Below are 26,849 nucleotides of genomic sequence, written 5' to 3' on the forward strand. Positions count from 1 at the left end.
GCTCGCAGAACCGTGCGCCGGCGTCAGCCCCTGGAGAGGATCAGGCGAAGTCGGAGATGTCGCCGACGAGTCGGGTGTTGTCCGCGGGGATCGACTCGACGGCCGCCAGAGCGACCTCGGCCGCGAACTCCTGCACGTTGTAGAGCTTCCCGGCCGACTCGCGCCGCGAGCTGATCGCGCCCGGGTTCGCACGCTCCAGCAGGGTCGCGGTGATGGTGCCCTCGATCATGTCGCCCGAGACGACGACGAACTCGATCCCGCGCTCGGCGAGCTCACCGATCCGCTCGCGCAGGGCGTCCTCGCCGGCGCGCTTGGAGAGCGCGACGGGCTCGTACTCAGGCATCGTGGGCGTGGTCCGGATGAAGTGCGCCTGGTGGCTCGTGACGAACACGACACGAGAGCCCTCGGAGAGCAGCGGCAGCGCCGCGTCGAGCACGGCGACCTGCGAGTCGCGGTTGAGGACCATCGCGTAGTCCTCCCCCATGTTGCTCTCCATGCCGCCGGAGGCGTTCAGGACGAGCACGTCCAGTCCTCCGTACTCCTTCTCGATGCGCGAGAAGAGCTCGGCGCGCGAGTCTGCGTCGGTGAGATCGGCGCCGACGGCGATGGCGGTGCCGCCGGCCTCGACGATCTGCGCGACGAGCTTGTCGGCGCGCGGCGCCTTCGAGCGGTAGTTGACGACGACGCGGGCTCCGGCCTCGGCCAGGTAGCGGACCGTGTCGGCGCCGATGCCGCGGGACGACCCGGTGACAAGAGCGCGCTTGCCGTCGAAGGAGCCGGGGGCGAGGGGATTGGACACGGGTATTCCTCCAGGACGCCGGCTCGGAGACCGGATCGGGCACGATGACGGGCCACGGCCCGATGAAGGAGTCTACCAAGGGCCTCGAGACCGTCGGCGCACCCCCTCTCCCAGCCCTCGTCCGGGGGGCGTTGATAGCCTGGGAATGCTCGTCGAGGGGAAGGAGCACACAGCATGGACGCTGTCACCCAGTACGCGTGGATCCTCTGGCTCGCGCTGATCCTCATCTTCGTGATCGTCGAGATGATCACTCTCGAGTTCACGTTCCTGATGCTCGCCGTCGGCAGCATCGGCGGACTGCTGACCGGGCTGGTCGGGGCTCCCTTCTGGGTCCAGGTCCCCGTCGCGGCCGTCCTCGCCGCCCTCCTGCTGTTCACCGTCCGGCCGCCGCTGCTGCGGCTGCTGAAACGGGGCGGCGATCCCACCCCCAGCGGAGCGGACGCTCTCCTCGGGCTCTCCGGCAGCGTCGTCCTCGCCGGCCCCGGAGCCGGCCAGGTCAAGCTCGCCAACGGCGAGACCTGGACCGTCCGCCTGTCCCCGCTCGTCGAGGACCGCACACTCGGAGTCGGCGAGAGAGTCGTCGTCACCGCCATCGAGGGCGCGACCGCGGTCGTCGTCCCCGCCGAAAGGAGCACACCGTGACACCGTCCTCCGTCGTGACCATCGTCGTCGTCGCCGCCGTCGTCCTCTTCGCCCTGGTCGTCCTCTTCCGAGCGGTCCGCATCATCCCGCAGGCCACCGCCGGGGTCGTGGAGCGCCTCGGCAAGTACCACAAGACCCTGCTGCCGGGCCTCAATCTCGTCGTGCCGTTCATCGACCGGGTCCGCCCGCTGATCGACCTGCGCGAGCAGGTCGTCTCGTTCCCGCCCCAGCCCGTGATCACGGAGGACAACCTCGTCGTCTCCATCGACACGGTCGTCTACTTCCAGGTGACGGACGCCCGGGCGGCAACCTACGAGATCGCCAACTACCTCGGCGCGGTCGAGCAGCTGACCACCACCACGCTCCGCAACGTCGTCGGCGGCCTGAACCTCGAGGAGGCGCTGACCTCCCGCGACAACATCAACGGGCAGCTGCGCATCGTCCTCGACGAGGCCACCGGCAAGTGGGGCATCCGCGTCGGACGCGTGGAGCTCAAGGCCATCGACCCGCCCCTCTCCATCCAGGACTCGATGGAGAAGCAGATGCGCGCCGAGCGCGACCGTCGAGCCGTGATCCTCACCGCCGAGGGCACCAAGCAGTCCCAGATCCTGAACGCCGAGGGTCAGCGCCAGGCCGCGATCCTCGCTGCGGAGGGCCAGGCGAAGGCGGCGGTCCTGCGGGCCGAGGGTGAGGCCAAGGCGATCACCACCGTCTTCCACGCCATCCACGAGGGCCGCCCCGACAGCGAGCTCCTCGCCTACCAGTACCTCCAGACGCTCCCCAAGATCGCCGAGGGCAGCGCGAACAAGCTCTGGGTCATTCCGAGCGAGCTCACCGAGGCGCTGAAGGGCATCGGAGGAGCGCTCGGCCAGCGCGGCCAGTCCGCCCCGGCGGTCCGCCCACAGGACGCGGCACCCACGTCGGCGCCTGCGGCGTCCGCGCCTGCCGCATCCGGGTCCGTCGGCTCCACGCCTGTCGTGCCCGGATCCGACACGTCCGCCCCCTTGGCGGCCACGACGACCGACGGAACCCCGGACTCCGCGCCCACTCCCCCGCCGCCGGCCGTCTGAGCCGCGGACCCGGTCCGCGATGCGCGCCTCCGAGCCACCCCTCGTCCTGAGCGGGCCGTTGCCCCGGGTGATCGCGCATCGCGGGTTCGGCCCGCCGGCCGAGGGCAACACGCTCGCCGCCTTCGAACGCGCCCTCGCCGCGGGTGCGGACCTCCTCGAGACGGACGCGCGCGCCTCCCTCGACGGGGTCGCCGTGCTCGTCCACGACGCCGAGGTGATCGACCGCTCCGGCCGCCGCCACGTCGTCGCCGCCACCCGGTGGGAGGAGCTCGCCGACCTCCGACTGGCGGGCGGCGCCCGGCTCGCCTCTCTCGAGCAGGCCCTCGCCGCACTCCCCCGCGCGCGCTTCAACATCGACGTGAAGTCGCGGGACGCGATCGACCCGGTCGTCGCGGCGGTGTCCGGCGCCGCCGCCGCGGAGCGCGTCCTGATCACCTCGTTCTCCGAGATCCGTCGAGCAGCGGCCCTCCGCCGTCTTCCCGGCGCCGCGACCTCGGCGTCGGCGGTCCGCTTCGTCGTCGCCCTGGTCGCCGCCCACCTCGGCGCCGCCCTCCCCGTGCGTCTCGCTCTCCGCGGCATCGACGCGCTCCAGGTGCCCGAGCGCGCGCTCGGCCTCCGCGTCGCCGAGCCGCGGATCCTCGCCCGGCTGCGGGTGACCGGCTGCGAGATCCACCTCTGGACCATCGACGATCCGGAGCGGATGGAGCAGCTCCTCGCGCTCGGGATCGACGGACTCGTGACCGACCGCACCGACCTCGCCCGAGCGGCCGTCGACGCCTTCCTCAGCGCCCGTCAGCCACGCCCTCAGGAACCGCGGAATACGCCTCCGACCTGAGGATTCTCTGGCAATGGCAGGGACGGGAAGACCACCTCCAGGTACGACGTTGACACTGGGGAAGCACAGCGAGAGGAGACCACACAATGGCAGATCGAAGCTTGCGAGGAATGCGGCTCGGATCCCAGAGCCTGCAGAGCGAAGAAGGCGTCGTCTTCTCCCCGCGATCGACGTACGAGTACCACTGCGCGAACTGCGGCCACGACACCGACATGGTGTTCTCGGCCGATGCGGAAGCGCCGGAGACCTGGGAGTGCCGCTCCTGCGGTCACGAGGCCACTCTGATGGTGGACTCGAAGCCGGTCGTCGTGGACAAGGGCGAGCAGAAGGCTCCGCGCACCCACTGGGACATGCTGCTCGAGCGCCGGACCCGCGCGGAGCTGGAGGAGCTGCTCGAGGAGCGGCTCGCCTATCTTCGCGCCAGGCGCGGCGAGCACAAGATCGGCGCGTAGCGCCGGTCAGCGGGAACGGCGTCGCGGCTCGCGCGTCCTGAGGACGAACGAGACCATGCCGATGAGACCGGCGGCCAGGAAGTACCAGCCGAGGTCTCGCGCCCACACCAGAGCCGGGGTCGTGGTGGAGCTGAGGGGGACCTCGTCCACCATGGCACCCGGCTCGAACCATGTCAGGGAGTCGATCGTCGCGCCGTCCGGCCCGATGATCGCACTCGTCCCGACGGTCGAGATGTTGACCACGCTGCGCCCGGTCTCGATGGCCCGCAGGCGGGCGATGGCGAGCTGCTGGACGCTCTCGTCGGTCCGGCCGAAGTCGGCGTTGTTGGTCTGCCCGAGGATGACCTGGGCTCCCCCGTCGACCATCGCGTTCGTCAGCGCGTCGTCCGAGATGTCGAAGCAGATCGCGATGCCTGCGAGGACGCCGTTCACGTCGAAGACGTTGGGACGGGTGCCGATCGAGTAGTCGCGGCTCACCAGGTCGACCAGGTCCGGAGCGAACATCCGCCAGAACGCCCGGTCCGGCATGTATTCGGCGAACGGCACGGGATGCACCTTGTCGTAGACCTGCGTCGCCCCCTCCCCCGCCTTCCAGAGCAGCGAGCTGTTGTAGAAGACGTCGTCCGAGGGGTTCGTGATCGTGCCCACGATGAACGGCGCGTCCATCGTCCGGCTGAGGTAGTCGAGGACGGCGGCCGACTGGGCGTTCCGGGTCGGATCGATGTCGACGCCGTTCTCGGGCCACACCACCATGTCGACGTCCTGATCGAGGATCGGCAGCGTCGCCGAGGTGTGGTCCTCGAGGATCTGCCCGCGGTAGCTCTGCGAGAACAGGCCCGCATCGGAGTCGCCCTGGACGGCGGCGATCCGGGTGGTGCCCTCCGTCGGTGCCGGCCAGGCGGGGAACACCAGCGCCACGATCGCGAAGCCCGCGAGAGCGCTGACGCGAGAGGAGGCCGGGACGGACATCTCGCGGACGGCCTGCGCGAGCACGGCCGCGAGGAACGCCACCACGAAGCCGAGGCCGGCGAAGCCGATCCACGCCACGAGACCGGCGAGCGGGCCGAGGGACTGCGAGATCGCGAGGCGGCCCCAGGCGAAGCCGCCGTAGGGCCAGACGCTGGTGATCGACTCGCGCCCGATCCAGAGCGCCGCCAGGAGGGCGGGGAGGCCGACCATCCGGCCGAGCGGTCCCGTCCAGACGCGGTGGCCGCGCGTGGAGACGACCGCCATCAGCCCCGCGGAGACCGCGAAGAAGATCGCCTGCAGGCCGGCGAGGGCCGCCCACGGGACCGGGCCGAGGTAGAGGGTCAGCCACTCGATGTGGACGCCCCAGAAGACCGCTCCGCCGACGAGGCCGACGAGGCTCCCGCTCCAGAAGCCGCGGCCCGCCAGCGCGAACAGGATCGCCGCGGCGCCCACGATCGCCAGCGGCCAGACGTCGGAGTCGGGGAAGCCGCGGTCGAGCACGGCGCCGCCGAGGGCGGCGAGGGGCAGCGCCACCCACAGCGGAACGGTCCGCCCGTCGGGCGGAGGAGCGATCGGCGTCATGCGACCGTCGAGTACGCGACGATGCCGCGGCGGACCAGGTCGAGGGCGGTCCGGGCCGCGCGGCCGACCTTGCCCTCGGCGACGACGGAGAGCTGGTCGAGGAGGTCGATGGTCTGCTTCGCCCAGCGCACGAAGTCGCCGGCGGCCATGTCGGACTCGCGGAGCACCATGTCGAGCGGCATGCCCTTGGCCCACATGTTCATCGACAGCGCCAGGCTCGTCGAGATCGGGTTGCTGCCCGGCAGGCGGTGCTCCCGCTCGACGTCGTCGAGCCGGGCCCATAGAAGCTGGGTCCTCTCCAGCGCCTCGGGGAACGCGCCGCGGGGCAGGAACTGCTCGCCGAGCGTCCCCTCCTCGCGTCGCGGCTCGAAGACCAGGCAGCACGCCATCGCCGCGAGGCCGGCCGGATCGAGCTCCGTCCACGCCTGCTTCCGGAGGCACTCGGCGACGAGCAGGTCCCGCTCCCCGTAGATCCGGCGGAGCGTGCGACCGTTGGGCGTCAGCGAGAGCTCGCCGACCTCGTCCCGGCGGAAGTAGCCGAGCTCGAGCAGCACGTCCGTGATGTGGTCGAAGATGCGGGCGACGGCGCCGGTGCGCGAGCGGATCTGGCGCTCGATCTCGTCGGTCTCGCGGCGCAGCTTCCACCAGCGCTCGGCCCAGCGCGCGTGCTGCTCGCGGTCGGAGCAGGCGTGGCACGGGTGCGCCTTCATCCGACGCCGCAGGCTCGTGAGCTGTCCCTGGCGCTTCTCGCGCTCGGCGTGGGAGGCCGACTCGCCGCGCACCGCGCCCCGGCGCTCGAGGTCGCCGATCTCACGGCGGATCGCCGCGTACTGCTCGAAGTCGCCCAGGTGGCACTGCATCGCCGTGACGTAGCCCGCCATCGACTCCTCCTGCTGGCGGACCCGGCGGGCGAGATCGACGACGGACCGGTCGGCCTGGAACTGCGCGAACGACGACTCGAGGATCTCGCGCGTGCGCACCCGCCCGAACTGCTCGATCAGGTTCGCGGCCATGTTGTAGCTGGGGCGGAAGCTGGAGTTGAGCGGGTAGGTCCGCCGGGAGGCGAGGGACGCGACCGCCTGAGGGTCCATCCCGCCGCGCCACTGGATCACCGAGTGGCCCTCGACGTCGATGCCGCGTCGGCCCGCCCGGCCGGTGAGCTGGGTGTACTCCCCCGGTGTGATCGGGACGCGCGCCTCGCCGTTGAACTTCTCGAGCTTCTCGAGGACGACCGTGCGGGCCGGCATGTTGATGCCGAGCGCGAGCGTCTCGGTCGCGAAGACCACGCGCACGAGCCGGCGCAGGAACAGCTCCTCGACGACCTCCTTGAAGGCGGGGAGCATCCCGGCGTGGTGCGCGGCGACGCCCCGCTGGAGTCCGTCGAGCCACTCCCAGTAGCCGAGCACCGCGAGGTCCTCGTCGCGGATCGTCCGGCACCGCTCCTCGACGATCGCGCGGATCTCGTCGCGCTCGTGGCGCTCGGTGAGGCGCACGCCCGACCGCAGCACCTGGCGCACGGCCTGGTCGCAGCCCGCACGGCTGAAGACGAAGAAGATCGCGGGGAGGAGGTTCTTGCCGCGGAGGATCTCGACGACCTCCGCGCGCAGCACGAGCTCCTCGGTGCGCTGCTCCGGGTAGCGGCCGCGACCGCCTCGGCCGTTGCGGCCGCCCCTGCCGCCGCGCTCGACCCGGGAGCCGCCCTGGGCCATGCGGGCGAGCTCGGGGTTCACCCGGTTCGTCGCCGCCCGACCGGAGGAGTCGAAGAGATCGACCAGCTTGCCGCCCACCATGACGTGCTGGTCGAGCGGGACGGGCCGCTCCTCGGAGACGATGACCTCGGTCTCGCCCCGGACGGTCTGGAGCCAGTCGCCGAACTCCTCGGCGTTCGACACGGTCGCGCTGAGCGAGACCAGCCGCACGCGCTGCGGGAGGTGGATGATGACCTCCTCCCAGACGGCGCCGCGGAAGCGGTCGGCGAGGTAGTGCACCTCGTCCATCACGACGTAGGCGAGGTCGCGCAGGAGGTCCGAGTCGGCGTACAGCATGTTGCGCAGCACCTCGGTCGTCATCACGACGATGCGGGCGCGCGCGTTGACGTTCGAGTCGCCGGTCAGCAGGCCGACCTCGGAGGCTCCGTAGTCCTCGACGAACTCCTGGAACTTCTGGTTGCTCAGCGCCTTCATCGGCGTCGTGTAGAAGACCTTGGCCGTCGGGTCCTGCATGGCCAGGTGGATCGCGAACTCGGCCACCGCGGTCTTGCCGGCGCCGGTGGGCGCGGCGACGAGGACGCTGTGGCCGTCGTCGAGCGCGCTGCAGGCCTCGTACTGGAAGGGGTCGAGGTCGAACGCGAGGGTCGAGCGGAACGCCTCGACCCTCGCGTGGCCCTGGCGCGTCCGGAACGCGGCGAACCGCTCGGCGGGAGACGGTCCGGTCACGCGGGCAGGTCGGAGGGGCTGCCGTCGAACACCAGCTGGCGCTTGGCGGCGCGCCGGTCGTGCAGGATCGCGATCCCGCAGGCGAGGAAGAACAGGAAGATGATCGGGATGGCCAGGAGGAACATCGAGATCGGGTCGGCCGCGGGGGTCGCGATCGCCGTGAAGAGCACGATCGCCATGATCGCGATGCGCCACGACTTGAGGATCAGCATGCCGGGGAGGATGCCGAGGAAGTTGAGGAGCACCAGGAAGACGGGCAGCACGAAGGCGATGCCGACGACCAGCACGAGCTTGAGAACGAACTCGTAGTAGATCTTGGCGTCGAGGAAGCTCGCCGCGTTGCTGCCGGTGAAGCTCGTCAGGAGCTCCACGATGTGCGGGAACACGAACCAGCCGGCCGCGCAGCCCGCGAAGAACAGCGGGATGGCGGTGAGGATGAAGCCGAGGCCGTACCGCATCTCCTTGCGGGTCAGGCCCGGGACGAGGAACGCCCAGATCTGGTACAGCCAGACCGGGCTTGCCAGGACGATGCCCACCGTGATGGCGATCTGCAGCCGCAGGTCGAAGGCACCGGCGATCGTCGGGAAGTTGAGGATCGCCTCCTTGCCCTGGGTGGAGGCCACCTCGGAGATCGGAGCCTTGAGGGCCTCGAAGACCCACTCCGAGACGAACCACCCCGCGACGCACGCGATGACGATCGCGATCGCCGACTTGAAGAGCCTGTTGCGAAGCTCGACGAGGTGCGCCCCGAGCGACATGCGCCCGTCGGGGTTCTTCGTCCGCTTCGTCCGTGGCTTCTTCGGTGCCACGGACGTCATTACTTGAGCGGGGACTCGGGCGGCGTGGTGGTGCCGGTGCCGGTGGTCGTGCCGGTGGATCCGGCGACGGTGCCGGTGGTCCCCTCGGTCGACTCACGGCGCTCGGTGCCGTCCTCGTCCTTCATGGTCTTGACCTCGCTCTTGAAGATCCGCATCGACTGCCCGACACTGCGGGCCAGCTGCGGGAGCTTGGGCGCACCGAACAGGAGGAGGATCACGGCGAGGATGATGAGGAGGTGCCACCCCTGGAGGCCAGCGAACATTGCAGACTCACTTCACTTGTCGGTTGCGGTGTACGAGGAGCTTACCCTGTTCGACCCGTTCTGACCGGCGGAGATCGATCCTGTCGCGACGTGCGTCACGCCGGCCCTCGTGCGCACGCCTCACGTCGTCGCGATCGGCGAACAGCGACGAGGACGGCCGGGGCGGCAGGTCGTCCGTCATTCCAGGACTCAGTGTCTCGAGTTTCGCGGTGACCTCGGACAGCTGTCCGAGGAGCACCTTCCCCTTGCGCCAGTAGGAGAGGGCGAAGAGGACCAGCATCGCCAGAGCGCCCAGCGCGAGGCCGAGCCAGATCAGGATCCACGACCACCAGGTCACGACGGCTCCCCCTCGTTCGCGGCGAGCGCGGAGGCCGCCCAGAGCGCGACCGCGGTGCGCGCCTCGGGGGGTGCCACCACGGTGACGAGACCCGCCAACGACGCCACCAGGCGCGTCAATCCCTCCAGATGGGCGACGCGGAGACGGACGAGGACACCGTGGTCCTCCTCCCCCGGCACGGGATCGGGGAACTCGGCGTCGGCCGCGTAGTCGCCCAGCAGCACGACGGCGCTGGGGGCGACGCGCAGGTCCACGACGAGATCGGAGGCGGAGGCCTCGAAGAGCCGTTCCGAGAGGGTCACCTCGTTGCGGCGCCGGACGATCGGCGTCCCCGTGTCGCGGAGGGAGCGCATCCTGTCGACCCGGAACGTCCTGACGCCCTCGCGGAGGTGGTCCCATCCGCGCAGGTACCAGTCCCGATCGACCGATTCGAGCACGAAGGGGTCGACGAGCCGGGACTCGGTCTCGCCGCGGGCGCTGCGGTAGTCGAAAGCGACCTGCGTCGCCGAGCCCATCGCTGTCCGCAGGAGCGCCACAGCGCTGTCCGCGCCCGTGCCGCGCGAGACCGCGACCGCGCTCGGGGCCGAGGAGGCGCCGCGTGCGAGCTTCCCCATCAGCGAGGCGATCCGGTCGTTGCCCTGGTTCTCGGGCAGCGCTGCGAGGTACTGCATGCCGGCGATGAGGGCGGCGGCCTCCCGCGCCGAGAACCTCGGCGAGTCGTCGATCGCGACCTGGTGGGTGAGGACGACGTGGTCGTTCTCCTCGAAGTCGTCCCAGCCGATGTCGAAGAGGTCGTTCGCCTGGTACTGCGCGGTCTCGCCGGGGATGCCCGAGACGGCGATGAGGCGCACCGCGCGGCGCACCTCCTCCTCCGGGATCTCGAAGTGCGCGGCGACCTCGGCGACGGAGACGCGGCCCCGGTCGAGCAGGTAGGGAACGAGGGAGAGGAGGACGGCCAGGCGGTCGCGCGCCTGCAGGGAGCGGGGTCTAGCCACGGGGATCCCCTCCATGGTCGTCCAGGGTGCGGCGGAGGCGGTCGAGGACGCGGCGGCGGAGCTCCTCCGGCTCGAGCACCCGCACCTCGGGACCGTGACCGGCGAGCTCGTCCGCGAGCACGTCCGGGTCGGTGTAGTGCAGGCGCAGCAGGCCCTGGCCCTCGCCCTCGGCCTCGGCACGCCCGCCGAGACGGAGGGCGGCGTCGGAGTCGGGGGCGACGCGCAGGAGCGCGCTGTTGCGCTGCAGGATCTCGTCGAGCTGGGCGAGAGCGGTCGCCGCGTGGTCCCCCTCCACGAGAGGCGCGGTGCGGCCGGTGGACGCGACCGGCCCGACGATCCGCGACAGGAGGAAGGTCCGCGTGCCCTCGGCGCCCTCGTCCCAGCCGTGGAGGTGCCAGCGCCCCTGGTGGTTCACCAGGGCGCGGGGCTGCACGGTGCGCACGCGCGGCTCCTCGCCGCCGGGCTTCAGATAGGGGAAGCGGACGACCTGGCCGCGGTCGAGCGCGGCGTTGAGCGGCTCGAACGAGGACTCGCGAACCCGGATCGAGGGGCTGATGCCGATGACGGGGTCGACGGACTCGACCCCGATCGAGCGCAGCTTGATCAGCGCGCGCCGCGACTCCGCCGAGAGCGTCCCCTCGCGCCAGACCGCCCCTGCCAGGCGGAGCAGCGCGAGCTCCTCCGGGTCGAAGGTCAGGTCGGCCGGGAGGTCGTAGCTGCGCTTCGCGATGCGGTACCGGACGGTCTGGGTGTTGCCCGGGTCGCCCGGGGCGTCGACCGTCTCGATCGGGATGCCCAGCTCGCGCAGGTCGTCCTTGTCGCGCTCGAACTGGCGCTCGAGCGAGGTCCGGTCGCCCCGGCCCACCCGCTGCCGGTAGCCCTGCACCGTGGAGAGGACGTCGGCCTTCGTCAGTCCGTTCTCGGCCGCGACGAGCGCGAGCACGAGGTTGAACAGACGCTCCTCGGCCGGGACGCGGCTCGAGGACGGGGCGTCGGAAGGCACGCCCTCCAGTCTAGGGCCGGGCCCGGTCAGACCTTTCCGAGGATGTCGGCGACGAAGATCAGCGTCGCGCCGCCGGGGATCCCGCCCTGAGGGGAGCCCTGGTCGCCGTAGCCCTGGTCCGGCGGGATGACCGCGATGACCTGGGATCCGACGGGCTGGCCGATGAGGGCGTCGGCGAATCCGGCGATGACTCCGCCCTGGGTGGTCGAGCCGTCGGCGGCCGTGAAGACGGCGGGAGCGCCCTTCTCCCAGCTGGAGTCGAACACCTTCCCGTCGCTCCACTGCCAGCCTGTGTAGGCCACGACGACCTGGTCGCCCTCGGCGACGACGTCGCCGTCGCCCTTCTTGAGCTGGGCGATGCGGAGGTCGGTCGGCGCGTCACCGGAGGGCTTCGCGAGCCCCGGGCGTCCGTCGTCGCCGAGCGTCACCGTCGGGAAGCCGTCGGGCGCGGGCTGGGCGGCGCCGTTCGCGCGGGCCAGCGAGGCCTCACGGACGTCCGCGACGAGCACGAGCGTGTCGTCCTCCGAGATGCCGAGCTGCGACGAGGACTGGCCGAAGCCGTCCTCGGGGGCGATCGCGATGGCGACGCGCGAGCCGACCTGCGTGCAGAGGAGGCCCTCGTTCAGGCCGACGAGCCCGGCTCCGCCGACGCCGAAGCGGGCGGTGCTCGACCCGTCGTAGGGCGAGGTCTCGAGGACCGTGCCGTCCGCTCCGTTGACCAGGGTGTAGTCGATGGTGACGAGCTGGCCCTTCTCGAGCGGTGCGCCCGAGCCCTCGATGAGGGTGCTGACCTGCGTGCCGTCCGCCTTCAGCGGCGTCGGGACGCTGACGTCCGGCTTCGCTCCGAAGTCGCCCGTGGCGCTGACCGCCGCCGAGGAGTCGCCGGAGGAGAACGGAGCGTCGCAGTCCGCCTGCGAGGAGGACGCGGTGCATCCGGTGAGAGCGGCGACGATGCCGATGCCGGCGATGAGCGCGGTGGTCCTGCGCACGGGTCCTCGATTCGAGTGAAGGGGAGCGGTGACGCCCGGGGTGGAGACGGCCCGGAGGCCGGGAACAGCTTAGAGGATGCCCTCGTCGTCGGGCTCCGCGGTCTCCTCGCCGAACCCGCGGGCCCGGGAGAGCTCGGCGCTGGTGGCGGACTCGCGGACCCGCTTGCGCAGGCTCTTGGGGCTCACGGCGCGCTCGCCGAGCGCGCCGGGGGTCCAGGCCTCCACGTCCTCGTCGCTGAAGTCCGTCTTCGACGGGCGACGCTTGAGCTCGGGGAGCACGGTGTCCGGAGCGAGCCGGCGAGCGGTGATGAGGAAGCCGGTGTGGCCGATCATCCGGTGGTCCGGCCGGACCGCGAGGCCCTCGACGTGCCAGCCGCGGACCATGGTCTCGTTCGACGACGGGTTCGTGAACAGGCCCGAGGCGCGGATCGCCTCCGCCGTCCGCGAGAGCTGCGTGACGGTGGCCACGTAGCAGAGGAGCACTCCCCCGGGCGTGAGAGCCTCGGCGGCGACGTCGAGGCACTCCCAGGGCGCGAGCATGTCGAGCACGACGCGGTCGGCCTCGCCGGACGGGACCGTGCCGGGCAGCGCCTCGACGAGGTCGCCGACGGTGACGCTCCAGTTGTCGGGCGTGTAGCCGAGGAAGGTCTCGATGTTCGCCCGTGCGACATCCGCGAACTCCTCGCGCCGCTCGAACGACGACAGCCGGCCGGTCGGACCCACCGCCCGCAGCAGCCAGAGCGAGAGCGCGCCGGAGCCGACACCGGCCTCGACCACGCGGGCGCCGGGGAAGACGTCGGCGAGGGCGAGGATCTGGGCCGCGTCCTTCGGGTACACGATCGCCGCGCCGCGGGGCATCGACATCACGAAGTCGGCGAGGAGAGGGCGCAGCGCGAGGTGCTCGACGCCGACGGTGTTGGTCACCACCGAGCCGTCGGGCAGCCCGATCACCGTGTCGTGCTCGATGCCGCCCCGGTGCGTGTGGAACACCTTGCCGGGAACGAGCGTGATGGTGTTCATCCGCCCCTTGGGTCCCGTCAGCTGGACGCGGTCCCCCGCGCGGAAGGGTCCGGAATGCTGCAGTGCCTCACCGGTCATCGGCGGGCCTCCGTCTCGGTCGTGGCCGGGCCGGAGCCGCGGTGCTCGGAGGACAACGTCGCGAGGTCCGCGACGGTGCGGCCCGCGAGAGTGGGCCAGAGGGCGTAGGGGGCGGCGGGATCCAGCTCCAGCTGGTGCGGGACGCCGATCGCCGCGGCTCCGGAGGCGACGGCCGCGCCGAGGCCCGTGAGGGAGTCCTCGATCGCGACGCATGCGGTGATGTCGACACCGAGGGTGCTCGCGGCGAGGAGGTACGCCTCGGGGTGGGGCTTGCTGCGCTCGACCATGTCGCCGCTGACGACGGCGGCGAAGGCGGGGAACGGGATCCGGTCCACGACGGCCGCGGCCATCCGCGAGATCGACATCGTGACCAGCGCCTGCGGCACACCCGCCTCGGACACCGCGTGCAGCAGCTCGAGCGCGCCCGGTCGCCACGGGATGCTCACGGCCAGCTGGTCGACGACCTCGTCGGTCATCCGGTCGATGATCGCGTCGACGGAGAGGTCGACGCCCTTGCCCTGCAGGATGCGGGCGGCGGCGGGCAGGCCCGAGCCGACGAGTCCCATCGCGTCCTCGTGGGTCCACACTCCGCCGAAGGAGGAGACGAGCGCGTGCTCCGACGCCATCCAGTACGGCTCGGTGTCGACGAGCGTCCCGTCCATGTCCCAGAGGACGGCGGCGGGGGCGGACGCTCCTCCGAGCGGCTCGGAGGACAGCGGCCGGGCGGAGGTCTCGGGAGTCACGAGCGACCATGGTACCGGCAGGGCCGCGCCCCTCCCCGGCCGCGGGCCGAGAGCGAACAGCGCGGCCGATCCCGCCGGACGGGACGGGCGCGGCCGGGGGCGGTCCTATCCTGGACGGAGGGACAGGCGCGGTGTGCGCTCCCCGCACATCGAGCCGAACGCGGAGATCCTGCCTATGAACGTGATCACGGGGAACGTCCTGGTCGTGGCCTTCGAGGGCTGGAACGACGCCGGGGACGCCGCCAGCGGCGCGCTGCGGCTGGTCAAGGACGCCGGGGAGTACGTGCCCCTCTTCGCCGTCGACGCCGAGCAGTACTACGACTTCCAGTACACCCGCCCCATGCTCTCGATCGGCGAGGACGGCCGCCGCAGCCTCGCCTGGCCCGGCACCCAGATCTTCGGCCCGGCCGACACCTCGGTCGACGCCGAGAGCGCGCTGTACCTCATGATCGGCACCGAGCCCTCGCGCAGCTGGAAGAGCTTCGCGGCCGAGGTCGTCGACGCCATGCTCGCGATAGACATCTCCGCCGTCGTCTTCCTCGGCGCGATGCTCGCCGACGTCCCGCACACCCGGCCGATCTCCATCTTCGCCTCGAGCGAGAACGCGGAGCTGCGGAGCTCGTTCGAGCTCGAGCGCTCCAGCTACGAGGGGCCGGTCGGCATCCTCAGCGTGATCGGCGAGGCCGCACAGAAGGTCGGCATCCCCGCCGTCTCGATCTGGGCCTCCGTCCCGCACTACGTGCACAACGCGCCCTCGCCCAAGGCGATGCTGGCGCTGCTCGAGAAGCTCGAGGAGGTCGTCGGCCTGGCGATCCCCCGCGGCGACCTCGTCGAGGAGGCGGAGGAGTGGGAGCGCGGCATCGACGCCCTCGCCGCCGAGGACGAGGAGATGGCGTCGTACATCGCCCAGCTCGAGCAGGCGCGCGACACCGTCGATTCGCCCGAGGCGAGCGGCGAGGCGATCGCCCAGGAGTTCGAGCGCTACCTGCGCCGCCGCGGCGACGGCCGCTCCGGCGAGGAGCCCTGGCGCCCGTAGCCTCCGCCGGCGCCCGCTCGTCCGAGACGGTCGTCGATCACGGGACCGCTCCCGGCCGCCCTGACGGGACTCGCCCACGACGGGACTCGAGCCTTACGGGACTCGAGCCTGACGGGGTTCAGGCCGGGCGCACCCCGAGCAGGGCATCGACCGCGTCGCGCAGGAGCGACGGGTCGTCCACGCCCTCGGTCAGTGCGGCGTCGACGACGGCGAGGGCGGCCGGAGTGCCGAGGTCGTCGGCCAGCGCCTCGCGCAGCTGCGCCAGCACCTCGAGCGCCGAGCGCGGTCCGACGGCGGCGAGGGCCGCCTCCCAGCGCGCCAGGCGCGCCTCGGCCGATGGCAGGTCCCCGGGCAGCCACTCCCAGTCGGAGCGGTAGTGGTGCGCGAGGAGCGCGAGGCGGATCGCCCGCGGGTCCGCGCCCTCGCTCCGCAGACGGGAGACCAGCACCAGGTTCCCGAGCGACTTGCTCATCTTCTCGCCCTGATAGGCGACCATCCCGGCGTGCGCGTAGGCGCGGGCCAGAGGACGGCCGGACAGCGAAGCGGCGTGGCCGGCGCTGAACTCGTGGTGCGGGAAGACCAGGTCGCTGCCGCCGCCCTGCAGGGTGAACTCGGGTCCGAGCCGGTCGAGGGCGATCACCGAGCACTCGATGTGCCAGCCCGGACGGCCGCGGCCGACCTCGGCGTCCCAGGCGGGCTCGTCGGCTCGCTCGGCCCGCCAGAGCAGCGGATCGAGGGGGTCGCGCTTGCCGGCGCGCTCCGGGTCGCCCCCGCGCAGCGCCGAGAAGCGGGCCATCGACTCCGCGTCGAGCCGGCTCTCGCTGCCCAGGTGCCAGACGGCGCTCTCGGCCGCGGCGATGTCGTAGTAGAGGTCGCTCGCGCCCTCCTCCGCCGCGTCCGGAGCAGCGACGCGGTAGGCGACGCCGTCGCGCTCCAGGCGGGCGACCGCTTCCGCGATGGGATCTACGGTCTCGGTGACTCCGACGTAGTGCTGCGGAGGCAGGACGCGCAGGGCGGCCATGTCGCCGCGGAACAGCTCGACCTGCTCCTCGGCGAGGTCGCGCCAGTCGACGCCGGTGGCCGTCGCACGCTCGAGCAGCGGGTCGTCGACATCGGTCACGTTCTGGGCGTACTCGACCGTGTAGCCCGCGTCGAGCCAGACGCGCTGGACCGTGTCGAAGGCGAGGTAGGTCGACGCGTGCCCGAGGTGGGTGGCGTCGTAGGGCGTGATGCCGCAGACGTAGAGGCTCGCGACTCCGCTGGGCGCGTCGAGCTCGACGGGGCCCGCGGTCGCCGTGTCGTGCAGGCGCGGTGCGCTCCCCCGGCCGGGCAGGGCGGGGACGTCGGCGGCGGTCCAGGCGCGCATCTAGGCGGCGATCAGGCCGGTAGCGAGCGCGACCATGAGGACGACGCCGAGGACGATGCGGTATATGACGAACGGGAGGAAGCTGCGGCGGGAGATGTAGCTCATGAAGAACGCGATCACGACGAAGCCGACCACGAACGCGACGATGGTCGCCACGAGGGTCTCGAGCCCGCCGACCTGGACCTGGTTCGGGAGCACGACCGGGTCGCTGATGCTCTTGTACAGCTGGTAGAGACCGCTGCCGAACACCGCGGGGATCGCGAGGAGGAAGGAGTAGCGCGCCGCCGCCTTGCGCTCGTACCCGAGGAAGAGGCCGGAGGTGATGGTGCCTCCCGAGCGCGAGACGCCGGGGATCAGGGCGAGCGCCTGCGCGCCTCCGAAGATCAGGCCGTCGCGGACGCCGAGGTCGCGCAGGCGGCGCTTCTTCGCGCCGACCGCGTCGGCGATGCCGAGCAGGATGCCGAAGAGGATGAGGGTGGTGGCCACCACCCACAGGGAGCGGAGGGTCGTCTCGATCGCGTCCTGGAAGACGAGGCCGAGGACGATGATCGGAAGGCTGCCCAGGATGATGAGCCAGCCCATGCGGGCGTCCGGGTCCGAGCGCGGGATCCGGCCGACGAGGGAGCGCGCCCAGTGCGACACGATCCGCACGATGTCGCGCCAGAAGTAGATGATGACGGCGGTCTCGGTGCCCAGCTGCGTGATCGCGGTGAACGCGGCTCCGGTGTCGCGGCCGCCGAGACCGGGCAGCAGCTCGCTGACGATCCGGAGGTGGGCGCTGGAGGAGATGGGGAGGAATTCGGTCAGACCCTGGACGAGTCCCAGGATCAGCGCGTCGAGCAGGCCCATGCGTCACTTTCGAGGAGGGCTGGGGCGTCGTCGGCCAGCAGTCGGTCGGGATCGGTCGGTGCTGACCCGGTCCGCGGCGCCGTCAGGAGCTCAGCAGGAGATCGGTCAGGACCTTCCTGCCAAACACTAGTGCGTCCAGTGGAACGCGCTCGTCGACCCCGTGGAACAGCGCCGGGAAGTCCAGGGACGACGGCAGCTGGAGCGGCGCGAACCCGTATCCGGTGATGCCGAGCGTCGAGAGCGCCTTGTTGTCGGTGCCTCCGGAGAGCAGGTACGGGAGGACCTCGGCGCCCGGATCGAACCGGCGGATCGAGGCGGCCATGCTCTCGACGAGGGGGCCGGCGAAGGGCACCTCGAGTCCGATGTCGCGGTGCTGGACGAGGATCTCGACGTGCTCGCCCGCGAGGACCTTCAGCCGCTCGAGCACCGAATCCTCCTCGCCGGGGAGGACGCGCACGTCGATGGTGGCCTCCCCGGTGTCCGGGATGACGTTGGCCTTGTAGCCGGCCGACAGCATCGACGGATTGGCGGTGGTGCGCAGCGTCGCGGCGATGAAGCGCGAGGCGGTGCCGGTGGCGAGTGCCAGCTCCTCCGGAGTGCTGCGCTGGGGGTCGTGGCCGAGCAGGCGGGCGACCTCGTCGAGCAGCTCGCGCGTAGTGTCGGTGAGGCGCGTGGGCCACTCCTCGCTGCCGATGCGGGCGATCGCCTGCGCCAGCCGGGTGACGGCGTTCTCGGAGTTGATCTGCGAGCCGTGCCCCGCCGTGCCGTGCGCGCGGAGGGTCAGCCACATCAGCGCCTTCTCGCCCGTCTGCACGAGGTAGGCGCGCTTGCCGGCCAGCTCGATCGAGTAGCCGCCGACCTCGCTGATCGCCTCGGTCGCTCCGGCGAACAACTCGGGCCGCTCACGGGCCAGGAATCCCGATCCCCGCACGCCGCCCGCCTCCTCGTCGGCGAAGAAGGCGATGACGAGGTCGCGGGAGGGGCGCCGCCCCTCGCGGAGGATGTCGCCGAGCGAGGCGAGGATCATCGCGTCCATGTTCTTCATGTCGACCGCGCCGCGGCCCCAGAGCATGCCGTCCTTGATCTCGCCGCCGAACGGGTCGACGCTCCAGTTGTCGGCGATGGCGGGCACCACGTCGAGGTGCCCGTGGACGACGAGCGCGCCGCGCTCGCGGTCCTCCCCCGCGACCCGCGCCACGACGCTCGTGCGTCCCGGGTCGGAGTCGATCAGCTCCGGCTCGAGGCCGAGGTCGCGCAGCTTCGCAGCGACGTACTCCGCGGCCGGGCGCTCCGGCTCCGCCTTCCCGTCGCCGTAGTTGCTGGTGTCGAAGCGGATGAGATCGCGCGCGATGAGCGCCGTCTCGTCGAGGGTGCTGTCGGTCACGGGCGCGCTGTCGATGCTGTCGGACATGCGGGCAACGGTACCGGCGCGGGCTCGACGGCGCGCGGAGGCCGGTGGGCCGGGAGGTGGCGTGAGAGGCTCCGGAACCGTGCTAATGTCTTCTTCGGCCGCGGAAACGCAGGTCGAAGGAAACACTCGTCCGGGTGGCGGAAATGGCAGACGCGCTAGCTTGAGGTGCTAGTGCCCGTATAGGGCGTGGGGGTTCAAGTCCCCCCTCGGACACACTGATCGGAACCCCTCGTCTCTCTTCGGAGAGGCGGGGGGTTCCGTCGTTCCCGGCACCGTCCCCTCCTCGCGCCTGCGGGAGGGATGCTGTTGGCGGAGAGTGCAGACGCCCCGGCTCCTCACGAGGAGACGGGGCGGCTGCTGCATCGGACGGGCGCTTCTGCAGCGGACGGGCGCTCCTGCGCCGCAGGGCCCTCCCGCACGGACCGAGCCTCGGTGTCAGACGCCCACTGCTGCCGGCGACCAGCCGAGAGCCGGAGCGATCGATTCCACGACAGTGCGCAGGAGCCGCGCGTTGTACTCGACCCCGAGCTGGTTGGGAACGGTGAGCAGCAGCGTGTCCGCCTCCTGCACGGCGGCGTCCGCAGCGAGCTCGGCGGCGACGGCGTCCGGCTCGCCCGTGTAGCTGCGGCCGAAGCGGGCGCGGACGCCCTCGAGGGTGGCGACCTGGTCCTGCTCACCGCGGCCGCCGAAGTACAGGCGGTCGAGATCGCTCGTGATCAGGAGGACGCTGCGCGAGACGGAGACGCGCGGGGTGCGCTCCCAGCCCGCCTCGCTCCACGCGGCGCGGTACTCGCGGATCTGGCGGGCCTGCAGCTCGTCGAAGGGCACGCCCTCCTCCTCCAGGAGCAGGGTCGACGACTGCAGGTTCATGCCCTGCTCGGCTGCCCAGCGCGCGGTCGCGAAGCTGCCGGCACCCCACCAGATCCGGTCCTCGAGGCCGGGCGAGCGCGGCTCGATCGAGAGCGGGAGCGACTGGCGCGTCATCGCCGGATCCGACTGCGCGACCGGCGCTCCGGCGAGCGCCTCCCGGAGGATGCGCACCTTCTGCCGGGCGAGGTCGGCGTCGGTCATCCCCTCCGGGGGGACGAAGCCGAACGCCTCGGACCCGCGCAGGGCGGTCTCGGGCGATCCCCGGCTGACCCCGAGCTCGAGCCGGCCGTCGGAGATCAGGTCGGTGGCGGCCGCCTCCTCCGCCATGTAGAGCGGGTTCTCGTAGCGCATGTCGATGACCCCGGTGCCGATCTCGATGCGGCGGGTGCGCGCGGCGATCGCCGCCAGCAGCGGGAACGGCGAGGCGAGCTGCGGCGCGAAGTGGTGCACGCGGACGTAGGCGCCGTCGATGCCGATCTCCTCCGCCGCCTCCGCGAGCTCGATCGTCTGGAGGAGGACGTCGCGAGCAGAGCGGGTCTGAGACCCGGGGACGGACTGGTAGTGGCCGAAGGAGAGGAAGCCGATGCGCGAGACCATGCCTGCCTCAGCGCACGGGGGTCCCCCGCTATTCCCGGAGGGTGTGCACGGCGGTCGCCGAACCGCGACAGCGCTCCCGAGGAGTCCTCAATACACGTATGGTGGTCGCGTGCCCGCTGATCGGGGCGGAGAGGGGTCGTCGTGGAGCCGATGGTCGGTCGCCTCGGGGCGACTCTCGGGGTCGCCATACAGACGATCAGCGGGTCGCAGGTGCAGGCAGGCGCTCTCCGTCCGCAGCGGAACCGGTCGCCCGGTCGCGTCTTCGCGTCAGTGCGCCTCGAAGTCGGCGGAGACCGAGGCGGTGACCTCGATGTCCTCCGGCTTGAGGGCCAACGGCTCCTCAGGAGAGGAGAAAGCCTTGGCGCGGCTCATCATCGCCGAGCCGCCCTCGATGCGCGTGTGCGGCCGCAGTCCCGGCTCGAAGAGGGTCAGCACCCGCACCTCGGTCAGGCCGAGGGCCGCCGCATAGGCCTCGGCCCGCTCGCGCGCGTCGCGGACGGCAGCGGTGCGGACCTCGCGCTCGATGCCCGCACGTCGTGCCGCCGTCACGTCCCAGTCGACCCCCGAGATCTGGATCCCCGGCACCTCCGAGATCGAGCCGACCCAGCGCCCGAGAGCCGCGAAGTCCCGGTACTTCACCCGGACCCCGGCGGCCGCGACATGGAACAGCTGCGTGACGTCCGAGTCCTTGATGTACCGGCGGATCGAGGAGACCGAGATCTGATCGGAGGACCACCAGGTGGCGGCGCCGGACGCCTGCTCGGCGGCCGCCTCCTCACGGATCCGCGCATGCAGGGCGGTGACCTCGGCGAGCGCCTGGGGCCGGGATCGCGACTCGCGCCGGATCTCGAGGCGGACGGTGCCCCGCTCGGCGGGGTGGAAGTGCTGGGCGAGACCGGCGACGGTGATGGTGACCATGGCCCCATCGTGCCGTACGCACCCCGTCAGCTCCGAGCGGCGAGCATCTCCCGGATGCGGTCGGCGAGGGCCCGCTCCGTCGTCAGGTTGCTGACCAGCTGGGCTCGGTGCCCCCCGCAGGCGCCTGGGAGGGGATCTCCGGTGCTCGGGTCGACCCGGCCCAGCAGTGCCCGCTCCCCCTGGGCGATCGAGGCCTCGAGCAGGGCGAGCCGCCGCTCGAGCCGCTCGATCTCGAAGCTCTCGGGCGTGATGTCGGACTCGCGGAAGTGGCCGGCTGTGGAAGTGGGGACGCTCATCGATGATCCGTTCCGTCGGGGGCGCCCAGGAGCGGCGCCATCACCAGGAAGACACCGTAGAACGGCGATCATGACGCGAAGGCGCGAAATGCACTGAGACGTGGCGCGCCACCGGCGGTCAGGAGCGGAAGACGGCCAGGTTCTCGTTCTCCACGATGGCGAGGGTGCGGACGAGGCGGGTGTAGCGCTCGACCAGCTCACCCTCCCCCGCGCCCTGTCCCAGCAGGGCCGAGATGCTCTCGGCTGGGAAGAGGGAGACGATCTCCATCGCGACGGCCCGCGCGTGCTCGGAGGAGAGAGTGCGCGCGTACTCCAGAGCGCGGGTCAGCTGCGGCCTCTCCTCCCCTTCCGGAATCGCCGACGGCGCCGTCGTGGCGGCATGCCCGAGGACCGCCACGAAGACGCGGGCGATCTCGTCGACCCGGAGTGCGCGGACCAGGGTCAGCAGACGCGAGGAGACGCGGGAGACGCCGCGCGCGAGGAGCTCTCCACTGAGGGCGCGCACCTCGATCACGTCGCCGCCGCCGAACTCGCCGGAGACGCGCTTGATGCCCGAGGCGAACAGACTCGAGCCGGCTCCGATGCTCCGCTCGGCCTCAAGGTTGATCTCGACGCGGCCGCGGCCGGTGGCCACTCCGGAGATCCAGCGCTGCTCCACGGGCGGATGCGCGTGCACGGCGCGGACGAGGGTGCCCGGGCCCGGCCCTCCCAGGGCGCCCAGGATGACCTCGGGGGTGCGCGCCCCGGCGATCCTGGTCGAGACGCCGTTGTGCGCGGCGAGCTCGGCGGCCCGCAGCTTGGAGCGGATGCCCCCTCGGCCGGTACCGCCCTTCTGCACGCCGATGCGGCGCAGCTCCGAGATGCCCAGCTCCTCGAGGTGCACGCCCTCGGCAATGCTGCCGGCGAAGACGCCGGGGACGTCGGTGAGCAGCAGCAGAAGGTCCGCCCCGAGGAGCATCGCCAGTCCGCCGGCGACGCCGTCGTTGTCCGAGCCGGCGGAGTCGATCGTGTCGTTGCCGTTGACCACGGGCACGACTCCGGCGTCGAGGGCGTGGCGGATCGCCTCGGCGACGTGCGCCATCTGCCGGGGAGAGGCGAGGTCGGACTCGCCGATGAGGATCTGCGCGACCAGGGCGCCCGAGAGCTCGGCCACCGAGCGGTAGAAGCCCATCAGGACGGTCTGGCCCACCGCTGCCGCCAGGCGGGCGCTGATCGGCTCCTCCTGCGAGCGGGCGAAGAGCGCCCGGCCCGAGGAGACGGCGCCGGAGGAGACCAGCACGACGTCCCAGCCCAGCGCGCGGGCGGCGAAGGCGCTCTCGAGCGCGCTGGCCAGGAGAACGGGATCCGGACCCGACTGCTTGGTGACCGAGCTGGACCCCATCTTGACCACGAGGGTCCTTCTGCGCGGCGCGGCCGGGGCGGTGGCGTCGGAGTCGGCGGGGTCGGGCAGGGCGTCGGACATGGCTCCCATGGTAGAGGCGCGGCAGGAGGCCCTTCCTCGCCGAGACCCGGTGGAGAACGCCCCCGGACGGGGATGTCGGAGGCGGATGCGAGACTGCCCGGGACGTCTGGAACCTCCTCCTCAGTGCGCCTCGCCGGGCGGTCGCGGAAGGGTCCGAGCGGCTCGCCGGTGGATGTCGGTGGCGATTGACATACTCGAACACATGTTCGAACATGGGCAGATGAGCCCCCCTTCACCCCTCGTCTCCGCGGAGACGGCCGAGGCCGCAGAGCCCCTCCTGCGGCAGCTCGCGTCGGTGAAGGAGCTGCAGTCCCGCATCCGGGACATGCAGGCGACCACTCTAGAGACCAGGAGCCTCGCCACCCTGCCGGCCTTCTCCTCCGTGCTCCCGGGCGGCACGCTCAAGCAGGGTGCCGCCTACTCGGTGGAGGGCTCGATGAGCCTGGCGATGGGGCTGCTCGCCGGCCCGTCCGCCGAGGGCTCGTGGTGCGGCGTGGTGGGCGTCCCGGAGTTCGGGGCCGAGGCCGCGGCAGGCATGGGGATCGACCTCGAGCGCCTGGTGCTCGTGCCCGCACCGGCCGAGCACTGGCTCACCGTCACCGCCGCTCTGGTCGATGTCCTGACCGTCGTGCTCACCCGTCCGCCCGCCTCCGTCTCCTCGACCGACGTCTCGCGTCTGGGAGCACGACTGCGCCAGCGGGGTGCCGCGCTCGTGGTCCTCGGCGAGTGGCCCCAGGCCGAGGCGCGGCTCAGCATCCGCAGCAGCCGCTGGGAGGGGCTCGGCGACGGCCACGGCTACCTGCGCTCCCGGGAGGCGATGGTCGATGTGGTCGGCCGGGCCGGCACCCGGGTGCGCACGGTGCGGATGAGCATGCCCGGCGTCGAGAGCGCCTTCGGCTCCCGGGTCGAGCACGGCCGCCTGCACGAGCGGGCTGTCTGAGATGGCGAGCGCACCCGAGCTGCGACGGACGATCCTCGTCTGGTGCCCCGACTGGCCCCTCCTCGCGGCCGCCGCCGACGCCGGCCTCAGCGCCGAGCACCCCCTGGCCCTCACGGAGAAGAGCCTGGTCTTCGCCTCCTCCCCCGCTGCCCGGGCGGAGGGGGTCCGGCGGGGCATGCGCGTGCGCGAGGCGCAGTCCCGTTGCACCGGTCTCGCCGTCCTCCCGTACGACCCGGTGCTCGACCACCGGGCGTTCGAGCCGCTCATCCAGGCGCTCGAGGAGATCACCCCGGGCGTCCAGCTGATCCGGCCCGGTCTGTGCGCGATCCGCGCCCGCGGTCCGCGCCGCTACTACGGGAGCGAGCAGAGCGCGGCCGAGGCGATCCTGCAGCGGCTGGCCGAGCTGGGTCTCCCCGATGCCCGCATCGGGATCGCCGACGGGCTCTTCGCCTCCGAGCTCGCCGCGAAGCACTCCGGCCGCCCCGTCGCCGTCGTGCCCCCAGGAGCAGCGGCAGGCTTCCTCGCTCCTCTCCCGCTCGACGCCCTCGAGACCGAGTCCGTCGCAGCCCCTACCCGTGCTCCCCGCCGGGGGGACGACCTGGTGGCGCTCCTGCGCAGACTCGGCGTCCGCACCCTCGGCGCCTTCGCCGCCCTCCCTCGCGAGGACGTCGCCGCCCGGTTCGGACCGGAGGGCGCCCACGCGCACCTCCTCGCCGCCGGTGCGGAGTCGGAGACGGTGGTGCCCCGGCTCCCGCCGGAGCGTCTCGACCGGGCGATGGAGTTCGAGCCCCCTCTGGACCGCATCGACCAGGCCGCCTTCGCCTTCCGCGTCCCCGCGGAGGAGTTCGTCGCAGGGCTCACCCGCGCACAGCTGGTCGCGACCGCCATCCGCATCGAGGTCGTCAGCGAGCGCGGTGAGGTCTCCTCCCGGAGCTGGCTGCACCCGAGATGGTTCACCCCGGGCGACGTGCTCGACCGGGTCCGCTGGCAGCTGCAGGGCAGCGGGGAGATCGACACCGGTCTCGGAGCTCCGATCTCGCGGCTGTGCGTCGAGCCCGAGGCGGTCGACGCGATCGGCAACCACGAGCAGGGTCTCTGGGGCACCGCTCCGGAGGAGCGCGTCCACCACGGGCTGAGCCGCGTGCAGAGCATGCTCGGGCACGAGGCCGTGATGACCGCGTCGATCGGAGGGGGTCGATCCCTCCGCGACCGCCAGCATCTGATCCCCTGGGGCGACCGGGAGCCGGGCGACGCACGGCCGAGGACCCTGCCCTGGCCCGGCTCTCTGCCGCCGCCCCTTCCGCCGACTGTCTTCGCGGAGCCCGCGGCCGTGCTGGTCCACGGACCGAGGGGCGAACCCGTCGCCGTCGACGAGCGCGGCGCCCTCAGCTCCGTGCCCGCCTACTTCACCCCCGGGACCTCTCAGGCACGCCTGGAGCCCCTCGCCGGATGGGCGGGTCCCTGGCCGATCGACGAGCGCTGGTGGGATCCGAGCACCGCCGTCCGCTACGACCGCTTCCAGGTGGTCGACGCCGCCGGTGTCGCTTGGCTGCTGCTCTGCCTCGACGGGGTCTGGGCAGCAGAGGCCCGCTACGACTGAACCGGAGCATCCCTCCACCACCGCGAACGAGCACCGAAGGAGCCCCGATGGGCTGGAACAACCCGCCGATCCCCTGGTCGGAGTTCGAGCGCCGCCTCTCCAGCGGCAAGCGCGCCGACGGCACGGTCGTCCGGGGCGACGGCGGCGACAGTCCGGCCTGGTCGCACAAGCGCCCCGCCTACGTGGCAGGGGACGACGTCCGGCCGCCGGCTCATCCGGTGCCCTACGCCGAGCTGCACGCCCACTCCCACTTCAGCTTCCTCGACGGGGCGAGCAAGCCGGAGCAGCTGGTCGAGGAGGCGGTCCGGCTCGGCATCGACACTCTCGCGCTCACCGACCACGACGGCCTCTACGGCATCGTGAGGATGGCCGAGGCCGCGCAGGGGCACGCCGTCCGCACGGCCTTCGGAGCCGAGCTCTCGATCGGGCTCACCTCGCCTCAGAACGGGGTCGCCGATCCGGAGGGGACCCACCTGCTCGTCCTCGCGCGCCGCGAGGAGGGCTACCACCGCCTCGCCCGTGCGATCACCACCGCCCAGCTCGCCGGAGCCGAGAAGGGCAAGCCGAGCTACGACCTCGAGGAGCTCGCGCGCGCCGCCGACGGCCACTGGATCGTGCTGACGGGCTGCCGCAAGGGAGCGGTCCGTCAAGCGCTCGCCGCCGCAGGAGTGGCCGCGGCCGAGCAGGAGGTCTGCGAGCTCGTCCGGCTCTTCGGTCCCGCCAACGTCCTCGTGGAGCTGTACGACCACGGGGATCCCCTCGCCTCGCGCGCCAACGACCAGCTGGCGGCGATCGCCGAGAAGCTCCGGCTGCGGACGGTCGCCACCGGGAACGTGCACTACGCCCGGCCGGAGGAGCGCCCCCTCCAGACGGCCCTCGCCGCGGTCAGAGCACGCCGGAGCCTCGACGAGATGGACGGCTGGCTCCCCGCAGCGGGCGGCGCCCACCTGCGCTCCGGTGCCGAGATGGCCGAGCGCTTCGGCCGCTACCCCGGCTCCGTGGAGAACACGGTGCGCGTCGCCGACGAGATCGCCTTCGAGCTCGGCCGAGTCCGGCCCCGGCTGCCGCGCCAGGAGGTCCCCGAGGGGCACACCTCGATGAGCTGGCTGCGCGAGCTCGTGCGCGAGGCCGTGCCGGCCAAGTACCCCCGCGCCGACGCCGACGTCCTCGCGCGCCTCGAGAAGGAGCTCGCGGTGATCGAGCAGAAGGACTTCCCGGGCTACTTCCTGATCGTCCACGACATCGTCCACTACGCCAAGCGGAACGGCATCCTCTGCCAGGGACGCGGCTCGGCCGCCAACTCGGCGGTCTGCTACGTCCTGGGCATCACGGCGGTCGACTCGATCTTCTACGACCTGCCGTTCGAGCGGTTCCTCTCCAGCATCCGCGAAGAGGAGCCCGACATCGACGTCGACTTCGACTCGGAGCGGCGCGAGGAGGTGATCCAGTACGTCTACCGGAAGTACGGACGTCT

General features: G+C 72.0%; 26 protein-coding genes and 1 tRNA gene. 9 read left to right on the forward strand and 18 right to left on the reverse strand.

Annotated features, from left to right (window positions below):
• Positions 1–40: 40 nt before the first annotated feature.
• Positions 41–799 (reverse strand): SDR family oxidoreductase, encoded by a 759-nt coding sequence (locus tag C5C74_RS07485; RefSeq protein ID WP_104351254.1) that lies wholly within the window; start codon positions 797–799, stop codon positions 41–43.
• 174 nt (positions 800–973) lie between these two features.
• Here C5C74_RS07485 and C5C74_RS07490 point away from each other — a divergent pair, with 174 nt between their 5' ends.
• From C5C74_RS07490 to C5C74_RS07505, 4 genes are all read left to right on the forward strand, one after another.
• Positions 974–1,441 carry an NfeD family protein gene (locus tag C5C74_RS07490; protein ID WP_104222034.1) on the forward strand — a complete coding sequence of 156 codons (468 nt, stop codon included), beginning with the start codon at positions 974–976 and terminating at the stop codon, positions 1,439–1,441.
• A gap of 14 nt (positions 1,442–1,455) precedes the next feature.
• Positions 1,456–2,511 carry an SPFH domain-containing protein gene (locus C5C74_RS07495; protein ID WP_374953508.1) on the forward strand — a complete coding sequence of 352 codons (1,056 nt, stop codon included), beginning with the start codon at positions 1,456–1,458 and terminating at the stop codon, positions 2,509–2,511.
• Between the two features lie 67 nt (positions 2,512–2,578).
• Positions 2,579–3,346: a glycerophosphodiester phosphodiesterase family protein gene (locus C5C74_RS07500; RefSeq protein ID WP_258064118.1), complete on the forward strand. Its 768-nt coding sequence runs from the start codon at positions 2,579–2,581 to the stop codon at positions 3,344–3,346.
• An 86-nt stretch (positions 3,347–3,432) separates the two neighbouring features.
• Positions 3,433–3,798, forward strand: coding sequence for an RNA polymerase-binding protein RbpA (locus tag C5C74_RS07505; RefSeq protein WP_068207052.1), 366 nt, complete (start codon positions 3,433–3,435; stop codon positions 3,796–3,798).
• Positions 3,799–3,804: 6 nt separating this feature from the next.
• On the opposite strand, the gene lnt is transcribed toward C5C74_RS07505, so the two are convergent.
• The 10 genes from lnt to C5C74_RS07555 all read right to left on the reverse strand — a co-directional run bounded on the left by lnt (position 3,805) and on the right by C5C74_RS07555 (position 14,030).
• A complete protein-coding gene (gene lnt, locus C5C74_RS07510; RefSeq protein WP_104351257.1) occupies positions 3,805–5,349 on the reverse strand; it encodes an apolipoprotein N-acyltransferase in 1,545 nt (514 codons plus the stop codon).
• Positions 5,346–7,784, reverse strand: coding sequence for an RNA helicase (locus C5C74_RS07515; RefSeq protein WP_104351258.1), 2,439 nt, complete (start codon positions 7,782–7,784; stop codon positions 5,346–5,348). Before C5C74_RS07515 ends, lnt begins: the two co-directional genes overlap by 4 nt.
• A complete protein-coding gene (gene tatC, locus C5C74_RS07520; RefSeq protein WP_374953280.1) occupies positions 7,781–8,593 on the reverse strand; it encodes a twin-arginine translocase subunit TatC in 813 nt (270 codons plus the stop codon). The genes C5C74_RS07515 and tatC overlap by 4 nt, the downstream gene beginning before the upstream one ends.
• Positions 8,594–8,601: 8 nt before the next feature.
• Entirely contained in the window at positions 8,602–8,865 is a 264-nt protein-coding gene (gene tatA / locus C5C74_RS07525) for a Sec-independent protein translocase subunit TatA (protein WP_104222022.1), read from the reverse strand.
• A 7-nt stretch (positions 8,866–8,872) separates the two neighbouring features.
• Entirely contained in the window at positions 8,873–9,202 is a 330-nt protein-coding gene (locus C5C74_RS07530; protein ID WP_104222020.1) for a hypothetical protein, read from the reverse strand.
• Complete coding sequence (locus C5C74_RS07535; protein WP_258059235.1) at positions 9,199–10,197, reverse strand: YafY family protein; 999 nt, start codon at positions 10,195–10,197, stop codon at positions 9,199–9,201. Before C5C74_RS07535 ends, C5C74_RS07530 begins: the two co-directional genes overlap by 4 nt.
• On the reverse strand, positions 10,190–11,200 hold the full coding sequence (locus C5C74_RS07540) for a YafY family protein (protein ID WP_104287893.1): 1,011 nt from the start codon (positions 11,198–11,200) through the stop codon (positions 10,190–10,192). Before C5C74_RS07540 ends, C5C74_RS07535 begins: the two co-directional genes overlap by 8 nt.
• 26 nt (positions 11,201–11,226) lie before the next feature.
• Complete coding sequence (locus C5C74_RS07545) at positions 11,227–12,189, reverse strand: FKBP-type peptidyl-prolyl cis-trans isomerase (protein WP_104222014.1); 963 nt, start codon at positions 12,187–12,189, stop codon at positions 11,227–11,229.
• Positions 12,190–12,258: 69 nt separating this feature from the next.
• The gene (locus tag C5C74_RS07550; RefSeq protein WP_104222012.1) at positions 12,259–13,287 is read right to left on the reverse strand and encodes a tRNA (adenine-N1)-methyltransferase; all 1,029 of its coding nucleotides are present in this window, start codon (positions 13,285–13,287) and stop codon (positions 12,259–12,261) included.
• Positions 13,284–14,030, reverse strand: coding sequence for an HAD family phosphatase (locus C5C74_RS07555; RefSeq protein WP_258064119.1), 747 nt, complete (start codon positions 14,028–14,030; stop codon positions 13,284–13,286). The genes C5C74_RS07550 and C5C74_RS07555 overlap by 4 nt, the downstream gene beginning before the upstream one ends.
• Positions 14,031–14,205: 175 nt before the next feature.
• On the opposite strand from C5C74_RS07555, the gene C5C74_RS07560 reads away from it, so the two are divergent.
• Positions 14,206–15,066: a proteasome assembly chaperone family protein gene (locus C5C74_RS07560; protein ID WP_104222142.1), complete on the forward strand. Its 861-nt coding sequence runs from the start codon at positions 14,206–14,208 to the stop codon at positions 15,064–15,066.
• 118 nt (positions 15,067–15,184) lie between these two features.
• Here the strand turns inward: C5C74_RS07560 and mshC are convergent, their stop codons facing one another.
• The 3 genes from mshC to C5C74_RS07575 all read right to left on the reverse strand — a co-directional run bounded on the left by mshC (position 15,185) and on the right by C5C74_RS07575 (position 18,692).
• A complete protein-coding gene (mshC, locus tag C5C74_RS07565) occupies positions 15,185–16,432 on the reverse strand; it encodes a cysteine--1-D-myo-inosityl 2-amino-2-deoxy-alpha-D-glucopyranoside ligase (RefSeq protein WP_104351259.1) in 1,248 nt (415 codons plus the stop codon).
• Positions 16,433–17,281, reverse strand: a complete 849-nt coding sequence (locus C5C74_RS07570) for an undecaprenyl-diphosphate phosphatase (RefSeq protein ID WP_104351260.1) — start codon at positions 17,279–17,281, stop codon at positions 16,433–16,435.
• An 82-nt stretch (positions 17,282–17,363) separates the two neighbouring features.
• Positions 17,364–18,692, reverse strand: coding sequence for a M20/M25/M40 family metallo-hydrolase (locus tag C5C74_RS07575; RefSeq protein ID WP_181134664.1), 1,329 nt, complete (start codon positions 18,690–18,692; stop codon positions 17,364–17,366).
• 128 nt (positions 18,693–18,820) lie between these two features.
• Here C5C74_RS07575 and C5C74_RS07580 point away from each other — a divergent pair.
• A tRNA-Leu gene (locus C5C74_RS07580) sits at positions 18,821–18,905 on the forward strand.
• A gap of 222 nt (positions 18,906–19,127) precedes the next feature.
• On the opposite strand, the gene C5C74_RS07585 is transcribed toward C5C74_RS07580, so the two are convergent.
• The 4 genes from C5C74_RS07585 to proB form a co-directional block, all read right to left on the reverse strand.
• Positions 19,128–20,159: an LLM class flavin-dependent oxidoreductase gene (locus C5C74_RS07585; RefSeq protein ID WP_104351261.1), complete on the reverse strand. Its 1,032-nt coding sequence runs from the start codon at positions 20,157–20,159 to the stop codon at positions 19,128–19,130.
• Positions 20,160–20,426: 267 nt separating this feature from the next.
• Positions 20,427–21,077 (reverse strand): SIMPL domain-containing protein, encoded by a 651-nt coding sequence (locus tag C5C74_RS07590; RefSeq protein ID WP_104351262.1) that lies wholly within the window; start codon positions 21,075–21,077, stop codon positions 20,427–20,429.
• 26 nt (positions 21,078–21,103) lie between these two features.
• The gene (locus tag C5C74_RS07595; RefSeq protein WP_104222002.1) at positions 21,104–21,373 is read right to left on the reverse strand and encodes a hypothetical protein; all 270 of its coding nucleotides are present in this window, start codon (positions 21,371–21,373) and stop codon (positions 21,104–21,106) included.
• 118 nt (positions 21,374–21,491) lie between these two features.
• Positions 21,492–22,835: a glutamate 5-kinase gene (proB, locus tag C5C74_RS07600; protein ID WP_181134665.1), complete on the reverse strand. Its 1,344-nt coding sequence runs from the start codon at positions 22,833–22,835 to the stop codon at positions 21,492–21,494.
• Positions 22,836–23,055: 220 nt separating this feature from the next.
• On the opposite strand from proB, the gene C5C74_RS07605 reads away from it, so the two are divergent.
• The 3 genes from C5C74_RS07605 to C5C74_RS07615 form a co-directional block, all read left to right on the forward strand.
• Positions 23,056–23,775, forward strand: a complete 720-nt coding sequence (locus C5C74_RS07605; protein WP_104347256.1) for a hypothetical protein — start codon at positions 23,056–23,058, stop codon at positions 23,773–23,775.
• 1 nt (position 23,776) lies between these two features.
• On the forward strand, positions 23,777–25,375 hold the full coding sequence (locus C5C74_RS07610) for a DNA polymerase Y family protein (protein ID WP_104351264.1): 1,599 nt from the start codon (positions 23,777–23,779) through the stop codon (positions 25,373–25,375).
• A gap of 47 nt (positions 25,376–25,422) precedes the next feature.
• The coding region (locus C5C74_RS07615; RefSeq protein WP_146083023.1) for a PHP domain-containing protein at positions 25,423–26,849 on the forward strand (1,427 nt) is incomplete at its 3' end.

The organism is Rathayibacter sp. AY1E8 (genome assembly GCF_002931415.1).
Taxonomy (GTDB): domain Bacteria; phylum Actinomycetota; class Actinomycetes; order Actinomycetales; family Microbacteriaceae; genus Rathayibacter.

Excerpts from the sequence above, each read along its gene's own strand:
- tatA (WP_104222022.1), bottom strand. The coding sequence starts at position 8,865 with ATGTTCGCTGGCCTCCAGGGGTGGCACCTCCTCATCATCCTCGCCGTG.
- C5C74_RS07590 (WP_104351262.1), bottom strand. The coding sequence starts at position 21,077 with ATGGTCACCATCACCGTCGCCGGTCTCGCCCAGCACTTCCACCCCGCC.
- C5C74_RS07595 (WP_104222002.1), bottom strand. The coding sequence starts at position 21,373 with ATGAGCGTCCCCACTTCCACAGCCGGCCACTTCCGCGAGTCCGACATC.
- proB (WP_181134665.1), bottom strand. The coding sequence starts at position 22,835 with ATGTCCGACGCCCTGCCCGACCCCGCCGACTCCGACGCCACCGCCCCG.
- C5C74_RS07610 (WP_104351264.1), top strand. The coding sequence starts at position 23,777 with ATGGCGAGCGCACCCGAGCTGCGACGGACGATCCTCGTCTGGTGCCCC.
- lnt (WP_104351257.1), bottom strand. The coding sequence starts at position 5,349 with ATGACGCCGATCGCTCCTCCGCCCGACGGGCGGACCGTTCCGCTGTGG.
- mshC (WP_104351259.1), bottom strand. The coding sequence starts at position 16,432 with ATGCGCGCCTGGACCGCCGCCGACGTCCCCGCCCTGCCCGGCCGGGGG.
- C5C74_RS07575 (WP_181134664.1), bottom strand. The coding sequence starts at position 18,692 with ATGTCCGACAGCATCGACAGCGCGCCCGTGACCGACAGCACCCTCGAC.
- C5C74_RS07605 (WP_104347256.1), top strand. The coding sequence starts at position 23,056 with ATGAGCCCCCCTTCACCCCTCGTCTCCGCGGAGACGGCCGAGGCCGCA.
- C5C74_RS07570 (WP_104351260.1), bottom strand. The coding sequence starts at position 17,281 with ATGGGCCTGCTCGACGCGCTGATCCTGGGACTCGTCCAGGGTCTGACC.
- C5C74_RS07550 (WP_104222012.1), bottom strand. The coding sequence starts at position 13,287 with ATGACCGGTGAGGCACTGCAGCATTCCGGACCCTTCCGCGCGGGGGAC.
- C5C74_RS07490 (WP_104222034.1), top strand. The coding sequence starts at position 974 with ATGGACGCTGTCACCCAGTACGCGTGGATCCTCTGGCTCGCGCTGATC.
- C5C74_RS07585 (WP_104351261.1), bottom strand. The coding sequence starts at position 20,159 with ATGGTCTCGCGCATCGGCTTCCTCTCCTTCGGCCACTACCAGTCCGTC.
- C5C74_RS07560 (WP_104222142.1), top strand. The coding sequence starts at position 14,206 with ATGAACGTGATCACGGGGAACGTCCTGGTCGTGGCCTTCGAGGGCTGG.
- C5C74_RS07505 (WP_068207052.1), top strand. The coding sequence starts at position 3,433 with ATGGCAGATCGAAGCTTGCGAGGAATGCGGCTCGGATCCCAGAGCCTG.